This window comes from Angustibacter luteus (assembly GCF_039541115.1).
Classification (GTDB): domain Bacteria; phylum Actinomycetota; class Actinomycetes; order Actinomycetales; family Angustibacteraceae; genus Angustibacter; species Angustibacter luteus.
Window position 1 is genome coordinate 206,162 of sequence record NZ_BAABFP010000005.1, and the last position, 14,552, is coordinate 220,713.

The window sequence follows — 14,552 nt, forward strand, 5'->3', positions numbered from 1 at the left end:
TCAGGATCATGACGCCAGCCGCGGAGCACGTGGTCGGAACGCGCGAGCTGCGCGACCACCTCAGCAGTGTCCTGCGTCGCGTTGAGGCGGGCGAGCCCATCACTGTGACGGCCTCGGGTCGGGCGGTGGCCCAGCTGGTCCCGCTCCGAGCGGGCGGGTGGACGCCACGCTCACAGGTCGAGCAGATCCTGGCCGCGTCGCTCGCGGATGCCGGCCTCTCGCGCGACCTCGGGGAACTGGCGGGCGACGAGCTCGACGATCTCGCGTGAGTACCGGACGAGGCCTGCTGGACACGTCCGTGTTCATCGCGCGGGTGGACGGCCGGCCCGCAGACCTGTCCTCCCTGCCGGACGAGCTCGCGGTGTCGATCGTGACCGTCGGAGAGCTGTGGGCGGGGGTGCTGGCAGCCCACGACACCGCCACGAGGGCCCGCCGCATGCGCACCGCCTCCGATGCCGCGGCGGTCGCGACGATCGAGATCGGCGTCGACGTCGCTCGCACGTGGGCGCAGCTGCGCGTCGCGCTGCGCGACACCGGCCGGCGGATGAAGGTCAACGACTCCTGGATCGCGGCCACCGCCATGGCACTCGACGTCCCGGTCGTGACGCAGGACGCTGACTTCGACGACGTCCCCGGCCTCAGCGTGATCCGGGTGTGAGCACAACCGTGGTCATGCGGGTCGACCTGCGGGTGGGATGATGTGCGGATGCGCAAGACGCCGAGCCTGCCCACCACGCTGCGTGACGACCTCGAGCACGCCGGGTACTACCCCGACCTCGTGGCCGACGTGCTGGACGTCAGCGTGGCGGGGGAGCCGACCCACGGCCACCTCGTGCACGCCGAGACGACGTTCGACCACGACGTCGTGCGCCGGCACATCACCGTCCTGGTGCTCACCGCGACCCGGCTGGTCGTCGTGCACGCGGACGACCACGCGCCCGAGCCGCCGGACGGGCCGCCGCAGTCGTACGCGACCGCCGCGACCGAGGCCGTCCCGCTGCCCGCGGTGAAGTCCGTCGTCGTCACGCACGTGGTGCCGCGTCCGGAGACCTACCGGTCGGGCGAGGGGTCGCGCGAGCTCACCCTCACCATCGGCTGGGGTGGCGTGAGCCGGCTCGACCTCGAGCCGGCCGGCTGCGCGGACCCGGACTGCGAGGCCGACCACGGCTACACGGGCACGGCGAGCACCGACGACATCTCGTTGCGGGTCTCCGCCGACGCCGACGGCGAGGAGGCCATGCAGCGCGCGCTGGACTTCGCCCGCGCGCTGTCCGCGGCCACCGCCGGTCGCGCCGGGTGAGCCCGCACGCCCTGACCGCACCGCAGTACGGGACCGGCACGCTCGCCGACCTGATGCCCGCGGTCGTGCGCAGCCTCGGTGTCGACCTGCTGGACCGCGTGCTGCCGGAGGTCGCGCCGTCCGGGCCGTTGGCCCTGGCCCCCACGGAGCGGGCCTGCGTCCTGCTCGTCGACGGCCTGGGTGACCTGCTGCTGCGTGAGCGCGCCGGTCACGCGCCGTTCCTGCGCGGCCAGCTGGAGCGCACCGGCACGTTGACCGCGGGCTTCCCGACCACGACGGCCACCAGCATGGGCAGCCTGGGCACCGGATTGCCTCCGGGGGCGCACGGCCTGGTCGGGTACGAGGTCCTCGTCCCGGAGCGCGACGAGCTGCTGAACGAGCTGTCCTGGGAGCCGGCGGTCGACCCACGGCGCTGGCAGCGCGAGACCACCATGTTCCAGCACGCCGCCGCCGCGGGGCTGGACGTCGTCCGGATCGGGCCGGGCTTCTTCGACGGGTCCGGGCTGACCGAGGCGGCGCTGCGCGGCGGTCGGTTCGTGGCCGCGGACTCCCTCGACGACCGGGTGGACGCCGCGATCGCCGCGCTACGCGCCTCGCCGCGCGCCCTCGTGTACGTCTACTGGGGGGACGTCGACAAGGTCGGTCACGTCAGCGGCTGCGGTTCGTGGGAGTGGGGCGAGGAGCTGGCCCGCGTCGACCTCGCGGTACGCCGGCTCGTCGGCGGCCTGCCCCGGGGCACGACCCTGCACGTGACCGCCGACCACGGCATGGTCGACGTGCCGCACCACCAGCGGATCGACCTGGCGCACGACGCCGAGCTCGCCAAGGACGTGCGGCACAGCGGCGGTGAGCCGCGCTGCCCGCAGCTGTACTGCGAGCCCGACCGGGCGGAGTCCGTGCAGGCGACGTGGACCGAGCGGCTGGGCGAGCGGGCAGACGTGCTGTCCCGGGCGCAGGCGGTGGACGCGGGGCTGTTCGGCGTCGTCGCCTCCCACGTCACCGAGCGCATCGGCGACGTCGTGGTGGTCTGCCGCCCCGGCCTGGCGGTGGTCGACTCGCGCCGGATGCGACCCGCCCTGCTCGCCCTGGTCGGCCTGCACGGCGCGCTCACCCCGCAGGAGTCGCTCGTGCCCCTGCTGACCATCGACGGCCCTTCGTGACAGGATTCACCGGTGGCTGAGCTCGTCTTCTTCTCCGGGACCATGGACTGCGGCAAGTCGACCCTGGCCCTGCAGATGAACCACAACCACACCGTGGCCGGACGCGCCGGCCTGATGTTCACCCAGCAGGACCGGGCCGGCGAGGCCGTGCTGAGCAGCCGGCTCGGGCTGCTCGGCGACGCCCTCGAGGTCACCCCCGACCTCGACTTCTGGGACGTCGTCGTCGCCCGGCGGATGTCCGGCGGGCGGGTCGACTTCGTGATCTGCGACGAGGCCCAGTTCTACGCGCCCGACCAGGTGGACCAGCTGGCCCGGCTGGTCGACGAGATGGCGGTGGACGTCTTCGCGTTCGGCATCACCGCCGACTTCCGCACCCGGCTGTTCCCCGGCTCGCAGCGGCTGATCGAGCTCGCGGACCGGGTCCAGGTGCTGCAGGTCGAGGCGCTCTGCTGGTGCGGTGCGCGGGCGACGCACAACGCGCGCACCGAGGACGGCGTCATGGTCGTCGAGGGTGCCCAGGTCGTCGTGGGTGACACGAACGTCGGGTCCGGCGAGATCGGCTACGAGGTGCTGTGCCGGCGGCACCACATGCGTCGGATGACCCGGCACGCGGCGCAGGCCGCTGCGATGTCGCCGGACGTGCTGCCGCTGGACCTCGACATCTGCCCGGTGCCGCCGCTTCGCGCGGCCCCGAGCCAGCCGACGAGCCAGCCGACGAGCCAGGCGGGGTAGCCGTGGACGCCGAGGGCTGGGACGCCCGCTACGCCGACGCACCGATGGTGTGGTCGGCCGGACCGAACGCGCTGTTCGCCTCCCTCGCCCGGGACTGGTTGCCGGGACGGGCGCTCGACGTCGCCACCGGGGAGGGACGCACCGCGATCTGGCTCGCGACGCTCGGCTGGCAGGTCACCGCTGTCGACTTCTCCGCGACCGGGATCGAGAAGGGGCGTGAACGCGCTGCGGCACAGGGACTCTCGGTCGACTGGGTGGTGGACGACGTCACCACGGCCGAGCTGGGCACCGGCTTCGACCTGGTCACCCTCCTGTACCTGCAGCTCGAGCACGAGCAGATGGCTGGCGTCGTCGGACGCTGCGTCGAGGCCCTCGTGCCGGGCGGTCGCCTGGTCGTGATCGCGCACGACCTCGACAACATCGCGCGCGGCGTCGGCGGGCCGCAGGACCCGTCGGTGCTGCCCACCGTCGCGTTGCTGCGCGACTGGGCGCGGGGCGCGAGCATCGAGCGGGCCGAGCAGGTCGAGCGGGTCACGGACGCCGGTACCGCGATCGACGTCCTGCTGGTGGCGACGAGATGAGCGACCACCAGCACGAGCACCGCCAGGACGCCGAGGCCGCGGTCGAGCGCGCCGCCGCCCTCCTGCGCGCCCGGGGCGACCGGATGACCGGCCCGCGCCGGGTGGTGATCACGGCCCTCGCCGCCCGCCGTGCGCACCTGACGGCTGACCAGGTGGTCTCGGCGGTCGCCGAGCAGGACGCGTCGGTGCACCGCGCATCCGTCTACCGCACCCTCGAGACGCTCAGCCAGCTCGGCGTCGTCCAGCACGTGCACGTCGGGCACGGCACCACGACCTACCACCTGGCCGGCACCGAGGCGCACCTGCACGCGCAGTGCGAGTCCTGCGGCACCGTGCTCGACCTGTCGGGCGCGCTGCTCGACGAGGTCGCCGCCCAGGTGCTGGCCGAGCACGGGTTCGCGCTGGACCCCTCGCACGTCGCGCTGTCCGGCTCCTGCGCGGACTGCCGGGAGCAGCAGTGAGCGCGGCGCCGATCCGGCAGGTCGGCGACCCCGTCCTGCGCACGGCCACGTCCCCGGTGCTGGCGTTCGACGCGGCGCTGGCCGCACTGGTTGACCGGATGTGGGTGTCGATGCATGCCGCCCAGGGGGTGGGGTTGGCCGCCAACCAGATCGGCGTCGGGCTGTCGGTCTTCGTCTACGAGGTGGACGACGAGGCCGGCGTCGTCGTGAACCCCACCGTGGTGGAGACGTCCGGCGAGGTCGTCGTCGACGGTGAGGGCTGCCTGTCCGTCGTCGGTCAGGTGTTCGACACGCCTCGGTTCGAGCGCGCGGTGGTGACCGGCTTCGACGTGCACGGGCAGCCGGTGCGGGTCGCCGGAGAGGGTCTGCTCGGACGCTGCCTGCAGCACGAGACCGACCACCTGAAGGGCCTGCTGTACCTGGACCACCTCAGTGGTGCGGACCGGCGGGCCGCGATCACCGAGGCGGCGGCCCGCGAGTCACGTCGTCCGAGCGGCGGGGCGTTCGGCGCGTTCTGACCCCGACGGTGTGCCCAGGGGCTACGGTCCGGTCATGATCGACATCGAGGACGCGGACGCCCAGTGGGTCGCGGCTCTGCTGGCCCGGGACACCGACGGGGCCGCTCGCTGGCTGCACGAGGACTACGCCCTGGTGCTGGTCCACCCGGTCCCGGCCCACGTGGACCGCGCCGAGTGGCTGCGCACGCTGCCCGACTACGTCGTCAGCCAGTGGGACGTCGCCGGGTCGCAGTGGGACCAGCAGGGCGACGTCGCCGTCCACCTGCAGATGATCGACATGCGAGCCGTCGTCGCCGGGGTCGAGCGGGACGGACCGTTCGCCATCACCGACACCTGGCTGCGTACCCCGCAGGGGTGGCGGGTCTGGCGCCGGCACTCCACGCCGCTGCGGGCCGGCGGGATCCCGAGGCCGCACGCCGAGTAGCGCCCCGCCGTGCGCCCACTCGTACCCCGCGAGGTTCGTGAATCGCTGAGCGTGCCGGTCAGGGATCGGCGATGCTCGACGGGTGGAGCTGCGAGCCGACTGCAGTCGCTGTGCCGGACTGTGCTGCGTCGTGCCGGCCTTCAGCCGGTCGGCGGACTTCGCGCTGGACAAGCCGGCGGGCCAGCCGTGCGTCAACCTGCTGGCCGACCACCGGTGCTCGATCCACGACACGTTGCGGGACAGGGGATTTGCCGGCTGCACGGTGTACGACTGCTTCGGGGCCGGTCAGCACGTCGTCCAGCGGACGTTCGGTGGGCGTTCCTGGCAGGACTCGCCCGAGCTCGCGGCCGCGATGTTCCCCGCCTACCAGCGGATGCGGGACCTGCACGAGCTGCTCTGGTACCTGGCGGACGCCCTCGGCCGGCCCGAGACCGAGCCGGTGCACGACGCGCTGCTGGCGGCGCAGACGCGGGTCACGGCACTCACCGACCTGGACGCCGACGCGCTGGCCGCTGTCGACAGCGAGGGCTGCCGGCGTGAGGTGGACCCGGTGCTCACCCGGGCCAGCGAGCTCGTCCGAGGTCCTTCGCGCCGTCCCGCCGAGCGCCGGGGCGCCGACCTGGTGGGCCGGGACCTGTCCGGCGCCGACCTGGTGGGGGCGAACCTGCGGGGTGCCTACCTGATCGGGGCGAACCTGCGCGGCGCGGACCTGCGCGGCGCTGACGTGATCGGCGCGGACCTGCGCGGCGCCGACGTCCACGGGGCCGACCTGTCGTCCACGCTCTACCTCACCGCGTTCCAGGTGAACGCCGCGCGAGGGGACGCCGCCACCGCGCTGCCGCCGTCGATCGGGCGCCCGGGCCACTGGCGGGCGTCGAAGCACCGTCGGTGACGACCGGCGGTTTCACCGTCAGCCGGCCCAGGGCTCGTGCTCGGTGGTCACCGCCTCGCCGCGAGCGAGCGCCTCGTCGACGGCGAGGGCCACCGCGTGGTCGTGCGCGCCGTCCGCGAGCGGGTACGGCGGCGGACCGGCGTCTGCCACCCAGGCCGCCATCTGCTCGAGGAGCGTCGCGATCGCCACCTCCTCGTCGTTCCACCGCCGACCGACGTACGGGTTGCGGTACAACACGTCCGAGCCGCACGAGATGTGATCGGTGTCGAAGCCGTCGAGGTCCAGGTCGTAGCCGGTCTGTCGCCGAGTCAGCGCCGATCTCACGATCGTGCGCGGCCCGGTCAGCCGGACGACGTCGTCGTCCCGCAGCTCGCCGTGGCTGCCGCGGACCAGCAGCCGGCGGAACCGCAGCTGGTTGTGCCACTGGTTGTCGGTGAAGTCGTACACGCCGGAGCGCCCTTCGCCGAAGTCCAGGGTGGCGATGGTCGTGGTCACCGGGGCAGGGTGCGCCTCGTCGGTCCACCCGTCGCGGTCGAGCGGCTGCACGAGCGGCGCGGTGGTCCGGGTCGCCTGCACCCGCACCGGCCGGCGACCGGCGTCCAGGAAGCCACGCATCAGCGACACCGCGTGGTACTGGTGCGTGGACGAGACCTGCACCTGGGTCGGGACGCCGATGGCGCCAGAGCGCACCAGGGCCAGCCGGGCCGCGTGCGAGGGCATGAGCAGGTACTGCTCGGCGACCTGCACGAGCGGGCTGGCCCCGACGTCCGCCCACAGCGACCGCAGGCCCGGGAGGTCGGGCGCGGGCGGGGTCTCGGCAAGCACCGGCACGCCCGCCGCGACGGCGGCGCGGACCACGCCGGGCGTGGCCGGCCACGGGACCGCAGTGACCACGAAGTCCGGGCTGGCCCGGCGGACGCAGTCGTCCAGCGACGGGAACGTCGGCACCTCGAGGCCCCGGGGGGACCGGACCACCGCGCCCACGCACTCGAGTCCGTCGAGCCCGGCGGCGGCCCGCCAGAAGTAGCCCGCCCGCCAGCCCGACCCGACGACCGCGAAACGTGCGGTCACCAGAAGAAGTGCCCGACCAGGATGCCGAGCACGAACCACGCCAGACCGCCGAGGACGCCGAAGACCACCGGCTTGTTCATCGCCATCTGCGCAGGATAGGCAGCCGGTCGGCCCGCGACCAGAGCAGTCGCCCGGCCTGCCGGACCGCTGCGCCCCGGCACGGCCCGATCCACAGGTGGAACGCGGCGAACCGGTGCACGCCGGGGACGTCGACGAAGCGGTGCGCCGCCGCGCGCACCTCGGCAAGCTGGCCCAGGGTCATCGCCAGCCGTGCCTCGTCCGGCTGGTACGTCGCACCGACCGGGTAGTCCACGCCAGGCGTGCTGGTCATCTCGATGTGGCAGCCCAGGACGTGCCGCACCGCCCGGTCCTCGACCAGGGCGGCCAGCCGGTCCAGGCTCGCCGCGAACGCTCGGGGGTCGCGGACGTAGAGGCGTCCCGGGTAGACGGAGTCGCCGGTGAGCAGCAGGCCGGCCCAGCGGTCGAGCAGCGCGACGTGCGCCGGGTGGTGGCCGGGGATCGCGAGGACGTCGAGCACCCGACCGCCCAGGTCGAGCTCGGCCCGGTCCCGCGGCCAGTCGGCGAGACCGAAGAACGCACGGACCGCAGATACCTCGTGGCCGACGACCACCGTGTGCGGCCGGTCCGACAGCTGGCCGTCCCCGGCGACGTGGTCGCCGTGGGCGTGGGAGTGCACCACCACCAGGCCGTAGCCGTCGCGGTCGGCTGCGGCCAGCCACCGCGACGTCCACTCCCGGACGAGGCTGTCCACGGTGTCGCGCAACGGAAACCGCGCCCGGTCCTTGGTCGCCCCGGTGTCCAGCAGCAGTGCTCGCTCGTTGCCGAACAGCAGGTACAGGAACGGCGCCTCGAAGGTGACCGACTTGCTCTGCCGGATGATCGCGGTGTGCTCGTCGTACCAGTGCACCTGCAGCAGCGGGTCCGGAGCGCCACCGGGACGCTGCCCGTGGATCCACCGCGCCGGCAGGACCCCGGCCGAGTCCGTGGACCCGAAGTCGACGCTCACCGGACGCTCACCAGCGGGCCGGACCGGTCAGTCGCGCTTGGCGCCGAACATGATGTCGTCCCAGCTCGGCACACTCGAGCGGCGAGCGCGGGCGGCGGGGCGGTGCTTGCCCGGACCGCCGTGCTCGTCATCCGGCTCGTCCGGCTCGTCCGACGTGGCGTCGAGGGCCGTGTCGGACGTCGTGTCGGACGTCGGTTCGGACGTCGTGTCGACCTCGGGCTCGGGTGCCAGCTGGGCGATCTCCACGGGCTCCGGCACGGGGATCTCGCCGGTGTCCTCGTCGTCCGCCCGAGCGGCCTCGTGCATCTGGGCCGCGAGGGGCCACCGGTGCGGCTCGGCCACCGGCTCGGTCGACTCCGCTGCCTTGGTGGCCTCGGCGACGAGCGCGGCGACCTCGCTGGCCGGCGGGTGCGCCGCCGGCGGGTCACCGAGCAGGGCGGGGTCCAGCTCGAGCGGGGCCTCGACCGGCGCACGCCGACGCCTCGCGGGGTGCCGGGCCCCGGGGACGTCGGCCGGGTCGACCGGCTCGCTGTGCGGGCGGCGGGTCGTGGTGCGGTGCAGGTCACGCTCTCGGCGGCGTGAGCGCATCGCGGTCATCAGGTCGAGCGGGTCGTCCACGTCGGAGCGCTCGCGGACCGGCGGCCCGTCCACCCCGCCGTCGGCCTCGATGTCGTAGAGGCTGCCGTTGGGCACCGCAGCGAGCCGGGCACCGCCGAGCGGGCCGTCCGCCTCCGGTGCCTGCTCGCTCAGCCAGCGCGCCTCGTCGTCCGCCGGCGTCACGGTGCGCGCGGTGGCGTCGAAGTGCCACCGGGCCTGCCGGGTCCGACCACCGGCCGGGAAGGTCAGGACCACGGTCCACGGGCCGTCATCCGTGCGCCAGCTGTCCCAGCTGACCGTGTCGGGGTCGACGCCGCGCCCGGCCAGCCGACGACCGACCTCCGTACCGAGGGTGACCTGGTCCTTGCCGCGGCCGCGCAGGGTGACCGCGCGGGCCATCTCGGCGACGTGCTCACGTTCGGCCAGCACGGGTCCCTCGTAGCGCCGGACCCGGTCCACGGGCCAGCCGCAGGCCGCGGCGACGTCCTCGGCAGTGGCGCCGGCCCGGACCCGGGCCTGCACCTCGGCGGGCCGAAGGCCGCCGCCCATCTCGATCTGCAGCTGGCCGAGGTGCGCCCGGTCGCGGCGGACCGCGGCCCGCAGCGCCTCGTCGACCGACAGCAGGAAGCGCTGGCCGTCGGCGTCGCCGAGCACCAGGTGCTCGCCGTCGTCGTGGACCCCGACGAGTCGCAGGTCGTGCATCCCGAAAACCTCCAGATCGTGGCAGGTCCGACTCTGCCACCGTGACGGCTCGGATCGCGGCAGGCGCGCCCGAGGCGCCTAGGCTGGCTGCCCGTGATCCTTCCTGATGCTCGGCTCCAGCTCGTGCTCGACCTCGTCGGGGTGCTGGTGTTCGCGATCTCCGGCGGTCTCGTCGCCGTCAAGAAGCAGCTCGACCTGTTCGGGGTGCTGGTCCTGGCCCTGGTGGCCGGCCTCGGCGGCGGCGTCCTGCGCGACCTGCTGATCGGCGTGGTCCCGCCCACCGGCGTCACCGACTGGCGACTGGTGGCGGCCGGCGCCCTCGGTGGCGTGCTCACCTTCCTGTGGCACCCGGCCTTCGGCCGGATCTCGCGGATCGTCAAGGTGCTGGACGCCGCCGGGCTCGGCGCCTTCTGCGTCAGCGGCGCACTGACCGCCCTGGCGCTGGGCATGCCGGACCTGACCTGCGTCATCGTCGGCACCCTGTCAGCCATCGGGGGCGGGATGCTCCGCGACGTCCTGGCCCGGGAGGTGCCGGAGGTGCTGACCCGCGAGCTGTACGCGGTGCCGGCGGCCCTCGGTGCCACGCTGGTGGTCGGCGCGCACGAGCTGGACCTGCTCGGCCCGGGGGTGGCGCTGGGCTGCGCGGCGCTCGTGTTCGGCGTCCGGATGATCGCCGTGGTGCTCGACCTGAACGCCCCGCGGCCGCTGCGCACCCAACCGCCGGGCACAATCGAGCCGTGAGCGCCGCGACGAACGACTCGCTCGACCCGTACGACTCCGTCCTGCTGCTCTCGTTCGGGGGGCCGGAGGGGCCGGACGACGTCCTGCCGTTCCTGCGCAACGTGACCGCTGGGCGGGGGATCCCCGACGACCGGCTGGCCGAGGTCGCCGAGCACTACGCGCTCTTCGACGGGCGCAGCCCCATCAACGACCAGAACCGAGCGCTGCTGGCCGCGCTGCGCACGGAGCTGGACGGCCGTGGCCTGGACCAGCCGCTGCTGTGGGGCAACCGCAACTGGGCGCCGTACGTCACGGACGCGCTGCGGGAGGCGCACGACGCCGGGCACCGCCGCGTCCTGGTGGTGACGACGAGCGCCTACTCGTCGTACTCCAGCTGCCGGCAGTACCGCGAGGACCTGGCCGGTGCGGTCCTCACCCTGGCCGCCGAGGGACGTGGGCTGGACGTCGCCAAGGTGCGGCCGTACTTCAACCACCCGGGTTTCGTCGAGCCGAACGCCGAGGCGGCGCTGCAGGCGCTGGCGCAGCTGCCCGCCGGTGCCCACCTGGTGTTCGTCACCCACTCCGTGCCGGACGTGATGGACGAGGCCAGTGGCCCCGGCGGCGACCTCAGCCCGGCCTACTCCGAGCAGCACCGAGATGTCGCAGCCGTCGTCGCGGACGCCGTCGGGCGCGAGCTCGGCCACGCCGTCCCGTGGGAGCTGGTCTACTGCTCGCGGTCAGGACCGCCGTCCCAGCCCTGGCTCGAACCGGACGTCGGCGACCACCTGCGGGCGTTGCAGGCGGCCGGGGTCCCGGGGGCGGCGGTCTGCCCGATCGGGTTCGTCAGCGACCACCTCGAGGTGGTGTACGACCTCGACACCGAAGCGCGAGAGGTCGCCGACGAGATCGGCCTGCCGTTCGCTCGCGCGGCGACCGTCGGCACGGATCGCCGGTTCGTCACCGGGCTGGTCGACCTCCTGGTCGAGCGCGCCGCGCAGGCCCGCGGTGGGGAGCCGGAGCGTCCGTCCCTCGGGTCGCGCGGCCCGACGCCGTCCACCTGTCCGGTGGGCTGCTGCCAGAACCTGCGCGCGTCACGGCCGGCGGCCTGCGGCGAGGACTGGACGTCGCCGCTGGTCGCCGGGGGTGCCCGGTGAACGCGCCGGCGACGCGGGACCCGGCGGAGCTGCTCGCGCTGCTCGCCCTGGCCGAGAGCGCCGCCCGGGAGGCGGGCGTGCTGATCCGCGACGAGCGCCCGGCGGACCTGGGCGTGGCGCTCACCAAGTCCAGCCCGACCGACGTCGTCACGGTCATGGACCAGCGCAGCGAGCAGCTGCTGCGCCGCCTGCTGCTGGAGGCCCGGCCGGACGACAGCCTGCTCGGCGAGGAGGGGGACGACGTCGTCGGCACCTCGGGCATCACCTGGGTGGTCGACCCGATCGACGGCACGGTCAACTACCTGTACGGCATCCCGGCGTACGCCGTCAGCATCGCCGCCGTGACCGGTGACCCGCGCGACCCGGCCGGCCACCAGGTGCTCGCCGGGTGCGTGCACAACCCCGCGGCGGGGGAGACGTACACCGCCACCCTCGGCGGCGGCGCCCACCTGGACGGACGGCGCCTGCAGGTCAACGACGTCGACGACCTGGGGCAGGTGCTGCTGGCCACCGGCTTCGGCTACGACTCCGGCCGACGGCGCAAGCAGGCCCAGGTGATCGCGGCGCTGCTGCCCCAGGTGCGCGACATCCGCCGGATCGGCAGCGGCGCGCTGGACCTGTGCCAGGTGGCCTGCGGGCGGGTCGACGCCTACCTCGAGCGAGGGCTGCAGCCCTGGGACGTCGCCGCCGGCGGGCTGGTCGCCCGCGAGGCCGGCGCGCTGGTCACCGGACTGGGAAACGCGCCAGCGGGGGAGTCCCTCGTGCTCGCGGCCGGACCCGTGGTGCATGCTGCACTCCAGCACCTGGTGGGCCCTTTGCGACCGGACACGGACGCAGTGTGACCGCACTGGTCCGGATGAGGCACAATCCCTGTCCTGGCCGGGCACAAAACCGAGCGCGAGCGCGTTACCACGCGGCGAGCTGCATGAGCCAAGATCAGCAAGATCATCACAGCGATACCCCGCGGAGGGCGACCCACTCATGGCGACCGACTACGACGCGCCACGCAAGACCGACGACGACCTGAACGAAGACAGCATCGAGGAGCTCAAGGCACGACGGGTCGACAAGAGCTCGTCCTCGGTGGACGTGGACGAGACCGAGCAGGCCGAGGGCTACGAGCTGCCCGGCGCGGACCTGTCCAACGAGGAGCTCTCCGTCCGGGTGCTTCCCCGCCAGGCCGACGAGTTCACCTGCTCACGATGCTTCCTGGTCAAGCACCGCAGCCAGCTGTTCGGCGAGACCGCCGGTCAGCCGGTGTGCCGCGAGTGCGCCTGACCTGAGCCGTCGGACGGCTCGTCGCCTGCTCCACCGGCCCCAGCGGCCCGGAGCGCGGCGACGAGCCGTTCCGGTTTGCGCGAGGAGATGAGCCAGTACGGCACCGGGTCGGCCGGGTCGACGATCTCGACGACGACACCTTCCCGGATCCAGGGACGCTGGCAGAGGTAGGCCCGGGCGTCCGCCTGCGGGCCGCGCAGCGCCGTCATCCGCGCTGCCGGGACCACGGCGACCCGTCCCAGGAAGTGCGTCTCGATCCGGGCCCGACCGGCCCGCAGCTCGCCCTGGTGCACCTGCACGCGGGCGCTGGACCGCAGCAGGGCGGCGGCGGCGGCGACCACCGCGACGCCCGCGACGACCCCGGCGCCGGCCGGCCCCAGGGGCCGCAGGGCGACCAGTCCGAAGCAGGCCGCCACGGCCAGGACGACGACCCACACGGGCAGCGAGGGCAGCAGGGTCTCGTGGTACTCGGGTTGCGGGGCGCCGGCATCGCTCACCGGACCAGGGTGGCACGCGAACCCACCGACCCGAGGGACTAGGGTCGCTGCCGATGAGCGCGCAAGAGCAGGACGCCCAGGCGCCGACCGTCCAGGTGCTGCTTCAGCAGCTGGACGACGAGCTGCCGACGCCGACGTACGCCCACCTCGGCGACGCCGGCGCGGACCTGCTGACCCGGGTCGACGTGACCCTCGGGCCAGGGGAGCGCGCGACCGTCCCCACGGGCGTCGCGATCGCCCTGCCGCTCGGTTACGCCGCGTTCGTGCACCCGCGCTCGGGGCTGGCCGCGCGCCACGGCGTCACCACGCTCAACGCACCAGGGACGGTGGACGCCGGGTACCGCGGTGAGATCCATGTCAACCTGGTGAACACCGACCGCGCCACCGCCGTCACCTTGCACCGGGGCGACCGGGTGGCCCAGCTGGTCGTCCAGCGGGTCGAGCGGGCCGACTTCGTCGTGGTGGCGGGGTTGCCGGACTCGGCTCGCGGCGCCGGCGGCCACGGATCGACCGGCGGCTTCGCCGGAGCGGCACCAGCACCGGGCACCAACATCGGGGCGGGAGCCTCGGAGGGAGACATCTCGTGAGCCTGTTCAAGCGTCGCAAGGACGCCGACCCGGACGTCGACACCGCTCGTGACGTGGACGTCGACAGTGACGTCGACAGTGACGTCGACACCCCGGCGGACGCCGATCTCGCCGAGGGCGGACCGGCCTCGGACGTGACCCCGGACCGGGCGGCCACGTTCGACCGCTCCGGCGGCCCGCTGGACCGCTCGGAGGTCGAGGACGCCGAGGGCCGGCTCGAGCTGGGCTCGCTGTGGCTGCCGATGCTCGAGGGCATCGAGCTCCAGCTGCAGATGGAGGAGGCCACCGGGCAGGTGACCGGCGCGTTCGTCGTGCTGGAGGACGCCGCCGTGCAGATCCAGGCGTTCGCGGCGCCGCGCAGCGAGGGCATCTGGTCCGAGGTCTGCGCCGAGATCGCCGCCGGCATCACCGAGCAGGGCGGCACCGCCGACCCCGGCTACGGGCGGTTCGGCCGTGAGCTGCTCGCTCGGGTTCCGGCGACGCAGCCGGACGGCAAGGTCGGTTTCCAGCCCCTGCGGTTCACCGGGGTGGACGGGCCGCGCTGGCTGCTGCGCGCCGTGTTCCACGGCCGCGCCGCCATCGAGCCGCAGGCCGAGGTGACGGCGGCGCTCGAGGCCCTGGTGGCTGGCGTCGTGGTGGACCGCGGCGTCGAGCCGATGGGCCCGCGCGAGCTGCTGCCCCTGCGCCTGCCCACGGGCGACGACGTCGAGGGCGGCCCGGCGGACGGGGAGCCCGAGGACGGCTCGCAGGCCCCGGCGCAGGAGTCGATCGCCGCCAACGAGCCGCCGAAGAGCTACGACGACCTGGCCCCGTTCCGGCGTGGGCCGGAGATCACCGAGCGCCGCTGAGCC

At 74.1% G+C, this 14,552-nt stretch carries 20 protein-coding genes; 16 read left to right on the top strand and 4 right to left on the bottom strand.

The window, feature by feature from the left end; genetic code table 11:
- Window positions 1-8 precede the first annotated feature (8 nt).
- The 10 genes from ABEB17_RS10085 to ABEB17_RS10130 all read left to right on the top strand — a co-directional run bounded on the left by ABEB17_RS10085 (window position 9) and on the right by ABEB17_RS10130 (window position 6,068).
- On the top strand, window positions 9-269 hold the full coding sequence (locus ABEB17_RS10085; RefSeq protein WP_345716565.1) for a type II toxin-antitoxin system Phd/YefM family antitoxin: 261 nt from the start codon (window positions 9-11) through the stop codon (window positions 267-269).
- Entirely contained in the window at window positions 266-658 is a 393-nt protein-coding gene (locus tag ABEB17_RS10090; protein WP_345716566.1) for a type II toxin-antitoxin system VapC family toxin, read from the top strand. The genes ABEB17_RS10085 and ABEB17_RS10090 overlap by 4 nt, the downstream gene beginning before the upstream one ends.
- A 48-nt stretch (window positions 659-706) precedes the next feature.
- Window positions 707-1,300 carry a DUF5998 family protein gene (locus ABEB17_RS10095; protein ID WP_345716567.1) on the top strand — a complete coding sequence of 198 codons (594 nt, stop codon included), beginning with the start codon at window positions 707-709 and terminating at the stop codon, window positions 1,298-1,300.
- On the top strand, window positions 1,297-2,460 hold the full coding sequence (locus ABEB17_RS10100) for an alkaline phosphatase family protein (protein ID WP_345716568.1): 1,164 nt from the start codon (window positions 1,297-1,299) through the stop codon (window positions 2,458-2,460). The genes ABEB17_RS10095 and ABEB17_RS10100 overlap by 4 nt, the downstream gene beginning before the upstream one ends.
- Before the next feature lie 12 nt (window positions 2,461-2,472).
- The gene (locus ABEB17_RS10105; protein ID WP_345716569.1) at window positions 2,473-3,192 is read left to right on the top strand and encodes a thymidine kinase; all 720 of its coding nucleotides are present in this window, start codon (window positions 2,473-2,475) and stop codon (window positions 3,190-3,192) included.
- A 2-nt stretch (window positions 3,193-3,194) separates the two neighbouring features.
- Window positions 3,195-3,773 (top strand): class I SAM-dependent methyltransferase, encoded by a 579-nt coding sequence (locus ABEB17_RS10110; protein ID WP_345716570.1) that lies wholly within the window; start codon window positions 3,195-3,197, stop codon window positions 3,771-3,773.
- Window positions 3,770-4,234 (top strand): Fur family transcriptional regulator, encoded by a 465-nt coding sequence (locus tag ABEB17_RS10115; RefSeq protein ID WP_345716571.1) that lies wholly within the window; start codon window positions 3,770-3,772, stop codon window positions 4,232-4,234. The genes ABEB17_RS10110 and ABEB17_RS10115 overlap by 4 nt, the downstream gene beginning before the upstream one ends.
- Window positions 4,231-4,752, top strand: coding sequence for a peptide deformylase (gene def / locus ABEB17_RS10120; RefSeq protein WP_345716572.1), 522 nt, complete (start codon window positions 4,231-4,233; stop codon window positions 4,750-4,752). Before ABEB17_RS10115 ends, def begins: the two co-directional genes overlap by 4 nt.
- A gap of 34 nt (window positions 4,753-4,786) precedes the next feature.
- Window positions 4,787-5,176 (top strand): nuclear transport factor 2 family protein, encoded by a 390-nt coding sequence (locus tag ABEB17_RS10125; RefSeq protein ID WP_345716573.1) that lies wholly within the window; start codon window positions 4,787-4,789, stop codon window positions 5,174-5,176.
- Window positions 5,177-5,258: 82 nt separating this feature from the next.
- Window positions 5,259-6,068 carry a pentapeptide repeat-containing protein gene (locus ABEB17_RS10130; RefSeq protein WP_345716574.1) on the top strand — a complete coding sequence of 270 codons (810 nt, stop codon included), beginning with the start codon at window positions 5,259-5,261 and terminating at the stop codon, window positions 6,066-6,068.
- An 18-nt stretch (window positions 6,069-6,086) separates the two neighbouring features.
- On the opposite strand, the gene ABEB17_RS10135 is transcribed toward ABEB17_RS10130, so the two are convergent.
- From ABEB17_RS10135 to sepH, 3 genes are all read right to left on the bottom strand, one after another.
- Entirely contained in the window at window positions 6,087-7,139 is a 1,053-nt protein-coding gene (locus tag ABEB17_RS10135) for a Gfo/Idh/MocA family oxidoreductase (RefSeq protein ID WP_345716575.1), read from the bottom strand.
- A 76-nt stretch (window positions 7,140-7,215) separates the two neighbouring features.
- A complete protein-coding gene (locus ABEB17_RS10140) occupies window positions 7,216-8,166 on the bottom strand; it encodes an MBL fold metallo-hydrolase (RefSeq protein ID WP_345716576.1) in 951 nt (316 codons plus the stop codon).
- A gap of 27 nt (window positions 8,167-8,193) precedes the next feature.
- Window positions 8,194-9,465 (bottom strand): septation protein SepH, encoded by a 1,272-nt coding sequence (gene sepH / locus ABEB17_RS10145; RefSeq protein WP_345716577.1) that lies wholly within the window; start codon window positions 9,463-9,465, stop codon window positions 8,194-8,196.
- A gap of 93 nt (window positions 9,466-9,558) precedes the next feature.
- Here sepH and ABEB17_RS10150 point away from each other — a divergent pair, with 93 nt between their 5' ends.
- The 4 genes from ABEB17_RS10150 to ABEB17_RS10165 all read left to right on the top strand — a co-directional run bounded on the left by ABEB17_RS10150 (window position 9,559) and on the right by ABEB17_RS10165 (window position 12,617).
- Complete coding sequence (locus tag ABEB17_RS10150) at window positions 9,559-10,206, top strand: trimeric intracellular cation channel family protein (RefSeq protein ID WP_345716578.1); 648 nt, start codon at window positions 9,559-9,561, stop codon at window positions 10,204-10,206.
- Window positions 10,203-11,339, top strand: a complete 1,137-nt coding sequence (locus ABEB17_RS10155) for a ferrochelatase (RefSeq protein WP_345716579.1) — start codon at window positions 10,203-10,205, stop codon at window positions 11,337-11,339. Before ABEB17_RS10150 ends, ABEB17_RS10155 begins: the two co-directional genes overlap by 4 nt.
- Window positions 11,336-12,181, top strand: a complete 846-nt coding sequence (locus tag ABEB17_RS10160; protein WP_345716580.1) for an inositol monophosphatase family protein — start codon at window positions 11,336-11,338, stop codon at window positions 12,179-12,181. Before ABEB17_RS10155 ends, ABEB17_RS10160 begins: the two co-directional genes overlap by 4 nt.
- Window positions 12,182-12,320: 139 nt before the next feature.
- The gene (locus ABEB17_RS10165) at window positions 12,321-12,617 is read left to right on the top strand and encodes a DUF4193 domain-containing protein (RefSeq protein ID WP_345716581.1); all 297 of its coding nucleotides are present in this window, start codon (window positions 12,321-12,323) and stop codon (window positions 12,615-12,617) included.
- On the opposite strand, the gene ABEB17_RS10170 is transcribed toward ABEB17_RS10165, so the two are convergent.
- Complete coding sequence (locus tag ABEB17_RS10170; protein ID WP_345716582.1) at window positions 12,590-13,114, bottom strand: DUF3093 domain-containing protein; 525 nt, start codon at window positions 13,112-13,114, stop codon at window positions 12,590-12,592. The two genes, ABEB17_RS10165 and ABEB17_RS10170, sit on opposite strands and share 28 nt — an antisense overlap.
- A gap of 53 nt (window positions 13,115-13,167) precedes the next feature.
- Between ABEB17_RS10170 and dut the strand changes: the two genes are divergently transcribed.
- Both dut and ABEB17_RS10180 read left to right on the top strand, forming a co-directional pair.
- Window positions 13,168-13,701 carry a dUTP diphosphatase gene (dut, locus tag ABEB17_RS10175; protein ID WP_345716583.1) on the top strand — a complete coding sequence of 178 codons (534 nt, stop codon included), beginning with the start codon at window positions 13,168-13,170 and terminating at the stop codon, window positions 13,699-13,701.
- A complete protein-coding gene (locus ABEB17_RS10180) occupies window positions 13,698-14,549 on the top strand; it encodes a DUF3710 domain-containing protein (protein WP_345716584.1) in 852 nt (283 codons plus the stop codon). Before dut ends, ABEB17_RS10180 begins: the two co-directional genes overlap by 4 nt.
- Window positions 14,550-14,552: the final 3 nt, after the last annotated feature.

Coding starts and splice junctions, on each gene's coding strand:
- ABEB17_RS10095 (WP_345716567.1), top strand. CDS start 707: ATGCGCAAGACGCCGAGCCTGCCCACCACGCTGCGTGACGACCTCGAG.
- ABEB17_RS10165 (WP_345716581.1), top strand. CDS start 12,321: ATGGCGACCGACTACGACGCGCCACGCAAGACCGACGACGACCTGAAC.
- ABEB17_RS10115 (WP_345716571.1), top strand. CDS start 3,770: ATGAGCGACCACCAGCACGAGCACCGCCAGGACGCCGAGGCCGCGGTC.
- sepH (WP_345716577.1), bottom strand. CDS start 9,465: ATGCACGACCTGCGACTCGTCGGGGTCCACGACGACGGCGAGCACCTG.
- ABEB17_RS10125 (WP_345716573.1), top strand. CDS start 4,787: ATGATCGACATCGAGGACGCGGACGCCCAGTGGGTCGCGGCTCTGCTG.
- dut (WP_345716583.1), top strand. CDS start 13,168: ATGAGCGCGCAAGAGCAGGACGCCCAGGCGCCGACCGTCCAGGTGCTG.
- ABEB17_RS10085 (WP_345716565.1), top strand. CDS start 9: ATGACGCCAGCCGCGGAGCACGTGGTCGGAACGCGCGAGCTGCGCGAC.